This window comes from Skermanella sp., assembly GCF_059503625.1.
Window position 1 is genome coordinate 1 of sequence record NZ_JCACHA010001065.1, and the last position, 5,723, is coordinate 5,723.

At 66.7% G+C, this 5,723-nt stretch carries 4 protein-coding genes; all 4 read left to right on the top strand.

Features of this window, described 5'->3' with window-relative positions; genetic code table 11:
• The coding region (locus AC5JJ6_RS38530) for a formate dehydrogenase subunit gamma (RefSeq protein ID WP_496047110.1) at window positions 1–403 on the top strand (403 nt) is incomplete at its 5' end.
• Window positions 400–2,016 carry a formate dehydrogenase beta subunit gene (locus AC5JJ6_RS38535; RefSeq protein ID WP_496047111.1) on the top strand — a complete coding sequence of 539 codons (1,617 nt, stop codon included), beginning with the start codon at window positions 400–402 and terminating at the stop codon, window positions 2,014–2,016. The genes AC5JJ6_RS38530 and AC5JJ6_RS38535, both read left to right, overlap by 4 nt.
• A 23-nt stretch (window positions 2,017–2,039) precedes the next feature.
• Window positions 2,040–4,892 carry a formate dehydrogenase subunit alpha gene (fdhF, locus tag AC5JJ6_RS38540; protein WP_496047112.1) on the top strand — a complete coding sequence of 951 codons (2,853 nt, stop codon included), beginning with the start codon at window positions 2,040–2,042 and terminating at the stop codon, window positions 4,890–4,892.
• 1 nt (window position 4,893) lies between these two features.
• On the top strand, window positions 4,894–5,685 hold the full coding sequence (gene fdhD / locus AC5JJ6_RS38545; RefSeq protein WP_496047113.1) for a formate dehydrogenase accessory sulfurtransferase FdhD: 792 nt from the start codon (window positions 4,894–4,896) through the stop codon (window positions 5,683–5,685).
• Window positions 5,686–5,723: the final 38 nt, after the last annotated feature.

Genomic DNA, 5,723 nt, shown 5'->3' on the forward strand with positions numbered 1-5,723 from the left:
TGGCGCAATGCTGCCGATCCTGCACGACCTTCAGCATGAATTCGGCTTTATAAACGACGAAGCGGTGCCGATGCTGGCGCAGGCGCTCAACCTGTCGCGCGCCGAAGTGCATGGCGTCATCAGCTTCTATCACGACTTCAAGCGCCAGCCGCAGGGCCGCACCGTCGTCAAGCTGTGCCGCGCCGAAGCCTGCCAGTCAGTAGGGGCCAACCGGCTGGTGGCCCATGCGGAACGCCGGCTTGGCGTAACGATGGGCGGAACCAGCGCCGATGGGTCGGTGACGCTGGAGGGCGTCTTCTGCCTGGGCAACTGCGCGCTGGGACCGGTGGTGATGGTCGATGACCAGCTTCACGGGCGGGTCGATGCGGCGCGGTTCGACAGCATCGCGGGAGACATCCGATGACCGGGACGATAACAGCCGAGCCGATCACCCTCTACGTTCCGCGCGATGCCGCCGCCTTGTCCATGGGGGCCGATAAGGTTGCGGCAATGCTGCGGATCGAGGCGGACAGGCGCGGCGTCGATGTCAGGATCGTCCGCAACGGCTCGCACGGCATGCTCTGGCTGGAACCGCTGGTCGAAGTCGCGACGCCGCTCGGGCGCATGGCCTATGGACCGGTGACGCCGGACGACGTGGCCGGCCTGTTCGAGGCCGGATTCCTGGAGGGGATGGCGCACCCGCTCTGCCATGGGATAGCGCACCCGCTCTGCCATGGGCTGACGCTGGAAATCCCGTATCTGAAGAACCAGGAGCGGCTGACTTTCGCGCGCTGCGGCATCGTCGATCCGGCCTCGGTCGAGGACTACCGCAACCACGGCGGCTTTGCCGGGCTGGAGCGGGCGCTGACCATGACTCCCGCTGAGATCATCGCCGAAGTTACGGACTCCGGCCTGCGCGGACGCGGCGGCGCCGGGTTCCCGACCGGCATCAAGTGGAAGACCGTCGGCGACGCCGTCGCGGACGAGAAGTTCATCTGCTGCAACGCCGACGAGGGCGACAGCGGGACCTTCGCCGACCGCATGATCATGGAAGGCGACCCGTTCATCCTGGTCGAAGGCATGACCATCGCGGCCATCGCGGTCGGGGCCAAACACGGTTACATCTATATCCGCTCCGAATACCCGCACGCCGTCGCGACCATGCGCGAGGCGATCCGGCTGGCCTATCGGCAGAAATGGCTGGGCCACGGCATTCACGGCTCCACCCATAGTTTCGACCTGGAGGTCCGGGTCGGCGCCGGCGCGTATATCTGCGGCGAGGAAACGTCCATGCTGGAAAGCCTGGAAGGCAAGCGCGGCACAGTCCGCGCCAAGCCGCCGCTTCCCGCGCTGGAAGGGCTGTTCGGCAAGCCGACCGTCGTCAACAACGTCCTGTCGCTGACTTCGGTGCCGGTGATCCTGGCGCGTGGGGCCAAGTATTATAAGGACTTCGGCGTCGGCCGGTCGCGCGGCACCCAGCCTTTCCAGCTCGGCGGCAATATCCGGCATGGCGGCATCGTGGAGAAGGCGTTCGGCATCACGCTTCACGAGTTGCTGTACGACTTCGGCGGCGGTTCCGCTTCCGGCCGTCCGATCCGGGCGGTTCAGGTCGGCGGACCGCTGGGCGCTTACCTGCCGCCCGAGCATTTCGACACGCCCAAGGACTACGAAGCCTTCGCCGCGCGCGAGGCTATGGTCGGCCATGGCGGCATCGTGGTGTTCGACGACACCGTCGACATGGCGCATCAGGCCCGCTTCGCGATGGAGTTCTGTGCCGCGGAATCCTGCGGCAAGTGCACCCCCTGCCGGATCGGCGCCGTTCGCGGCGTCGAGATCATGGACCGCATCCTGGCGGGAACCGCTCCCGCCGACAAGCAGCTCAGCTTGCTGGAAGACCTGTGCGAAGTCATGGCCGACGGGTCGCTCTGCGCCATGGGCGGGCTGACGCCGATGCCGGTCCGAAGTGCGATCAAGCACTTCAGAGAAGACTTCCGCCGCCCCGCCGCAGACACCGCCGCAGCTATCGCTGCCGAATAAACCCATTGCGGAGATCCACAGACATGGCGTCGATCAAGCAAATGGACTACGGCACGCCGGCGCGCGTGTCGGATACTCACGTTACCCTCGACATCGACGGACGCGCGGTCACGGTTCCCGCCGGCACCTCGATCATGCGGGCCGCCGCCGAAGCCGGCATCAACGTGCCCAAGCTGTGCGCCACCGACAGCATCGAAGCCTTCGGCTCCTGCCGCCTGTGCATGGTTGAGGTCGAGGGGCGGAAGGGCACGCCGGCCTCCTGCACCACGCCCGTCATGCCCGGCATGAAGGTGAAGACCCAGACGTCGCGGCTGGAAAAGCTGCGGCGCGGCGTGATGGAGCTTTACATCTCCGACCATCCGCTGGACTGCCTGACCTGTCCGACCAACGGCGACTGCGAGCTTCAGGACATGGCCGGCGTGGTCGGGTTGCGGCAGGTCCGCTACGGATTCGACGGCGCCAACCACCTGAAGGCGGAAAAGGACGAGAGCAATCCGTACTTCACCTTCGATCCCGGCAAATGCATCGCCTGCTCCCGCTGCGTCCGGGCCTGCGCCGAGACGCAGGGCACCTTCGCGCTGACCGTAGCGGGCCGGGGCTTCGACAGCATCGTATCAGCCGGGGCCGAGGAAGCCTTCATGGACAGCGAGTGCGTATCGTGCGGCGCCTGCGTCCAGGCCTGCCCGACCGCGACGCTGATGGAAAAGTCGGTGATCGAGCACGGCATGCCGGAGCACGCCGTCCAGACCACCTGCGCCTATTGCGGCGTCGGCTGCTCGTTCCGTGCCGAGATGCAGGGCGACACGGTCGTCCGCATGGTGCCGGACAAGGAAGGCGGCGCCAACGAAGGGCATTCCTGCGTCAAGGGCCGCTTCGCCTGGGGCTACGCCACCCATCAGGACCGCATCTACAAGCCGATGATCCGGGAAAAGATCACCGATCCGTGGCGCGAAGTGTCATGGGAGGACGCGATCGGCTACGCCGCCCAGCGGCTGCGCGCAGTGCAGGCGAAATACGGCGAGGGCTCGATCGGTGGCATCACGTCGTCCCGTTGCACCAACGAGGAAGTCTTCGTCGTGCAGAAGATGGTCCGGGCGGCTTTCGGCAACAACAACGTCGATACCTGCGCCCGCGTTTGCCATTCCCCGACCGGCTATGGGCTGAAGCAGACCTTCGGTACTTCCGCAGGCACCCAGGACTTCGCCAGCGTCGATGACTCGGATGTGATCCTGCTGATCGGCGCCAACCCGACCGACGGGCATCCCGTCTTCGGCTCGCGGATGAAGAAGCGGCTGCGCCAGGGCGCCAAGCTGATCGTGATGGACCCGCGCCGGATCGATCTGGTGCGAAGCCCGCACGTCAAGGCGGTCCACCACCTGCAACTGCGCCCCGGCGCCAACGTCGCCGCCGTCAACGCGCTTGCCCATGTCATCGTGACCGAGGGGCTGGTCGACGAGGCCTTCGTCGCCGAGCGGTGCGACCCGGTCGAGTTCGACCGCTGGCGCGCCTTCATCGCCGAGCCGCGCAACAGCCCGGAAGTGACCGAACCGCTTACCGGCATCCCGGCGTCGGAGATGCGGGCCGCAGCGCGGCTCTACGCCACCGGCGGGAATGGTGCCATCTATTACGGCCTGGGCGTCACCGAGCACAGTCAGGGCTCGACCATGGTCATGGGCATGGCGAACCTTGCGATGGCGACCGGCAACATCGGCCGCCGGGGCGTCGGCGTCAACCCGCTGCGCGGCCAGAACAACGTGCAGGGTTCGTGCGATATGGGGTCGTTCCCGCACGAGCTTTCCGGCTACCGGCACGTGTCCGACGACGCGGTCCGCAGCGTGTTCGAGGAAGTCTGGCAGGCGGCCCTGGACCCGGAGCCGGGTCTGCGCATCCCCAACATGTTCGACGCGGCGACGCACGGCACCTTCAAGGGCCTGTTCGTCCAGGGCGAAGACATCGCGCAGTCCGACCCCAACACCCACCATGTCACGTCGGCGCTGGAAGCGATGGAATGCGTCATCGTCCAGGATCTGTTCCTGAACGAGACGGCGACCTTCGCCCATATCTTCTTTCCCGGTACCTCGTTCCTGGAGAAGGACGGCACCTTCACCAACGCCGAACGCCGGATCAACCGGGTGCGGAAGGTGATGGCGCCGAAGACCGGCAAGGCGGAATGGCAAGTGATCTGCGATCTGGTCACCGCCATGGGCTACCCGATGCACTACGACACCGCGTCGCAGATCATGGACGAGATCGCCCGGCTGACCCCGACCTTCCGGGGCGTCAGCTTCGAGAAGCTGGACAGGCTGGGCAGCGTGCAGTGGCCGTGCAACGACGCGGCGCCGGAGGGTACTCCGCTGATGCATGTCGACGGCTTCATCCGGGGCAAGGGCCGCTTCATGATAACGGAGTTCGTGCCGACCGAGGAACGCACCTCGCGCTACTTCCCGCTGATCCTGACGACCGGCCGTATCCTGAGCCACTACAATGTCGGCGCGCAGACGCGGCGGACCGCCAACGTGGCTTGGCACCCGGAGGACATCCTGGAGGTCCACCCCCACGACGCGGAGGAACGGGGCCTGCGCGACGGCGATCTGGTGTCGCTGGCCAGCCGCGTCGGCGGCACGACCTTGCGGGCGAAGATCTCCGACCGGATGCCGCAGGGCGTCGTCTATACCACATTCCACCATCCGGTGACCGGGGCCAACGTGGTGACGACGGAGCATTCGGACTGGGCGACCAACTGCCCGGAATACAAGGTGACCGCCGTGCAGGTGACGCGGAGCAACCAGCCGTCGGACTGGCAGGTCCAGTACGAGAGCGATGGCATCCAGCGCCGGCAGATCGCGCCGGCTTCTCCCCCGCAGGCGGCGGAATAGCATGATGGCTTCAGCTCTCTGTTCTACGGTCGCGACCGGGACCGGCTTCGCCGCCGGTATCCGGCGGATCGACCCGGTCATGTGGCAGGTTCCGGAGGAGGTGCCGGTGGCCCTTCTCTACAATGGCCGCTCGCATGCCGTGATGATGGCGACGCCGGCCGATCTGGAGGACTTCGCGGTCGGGTTCACCCTGGGCGAGGAGATCCTGGACGCCTTCACGGATATCGAAGGCGTCACGGTGGAGCCGCAGTCCGGCGGCATCGCCATCGATATGGCGGTGGACAAGATGCTGATGGCGCGGCGGGCGCTGCGCAAGCGGTCGATGGAAGGCCGTTCCGGCTGTGGGCTGTGTGGGGCGGAAAGCCTGGAAGGCGTGGTGCGGAAACCGCGTCCGGTACGGGCGGGGTTCGTGCCGGACCCGGCAGCGGTGCAGGCGGCATTCTCGCAGTTGCCGGAGTTTCAGGCGATGAACCGGGCGAACCGCTCGGTCCATGCCGCCGCGTGGTGCGACGCCGGGGGGAAGATCCTGCTGGCCCGCGAGGATGTCGGGCGGCACAACGCGCTGGACAAGATGATCGGTGCGGTGATCCGGGGCGGGCTGTCGCCGAGCGACGGCTTCGCGATCATGACCAGCCGGTGCAGCTTCGAACTGGTGCAGAAGGCGGCCGCCGTCGGTATCCCGCTGCTGGCGACGATGTCGGCGCCGACATCGCTGGCCCTGGACCTGGCGCGTAAGGCCGGCATGACGCTGGGCGCGATGTCGCGCGCCGACAGCATCGTGTTGTTTCACTGAGGGGCACCATACTCATGAAATCGACCGACATGATCCGC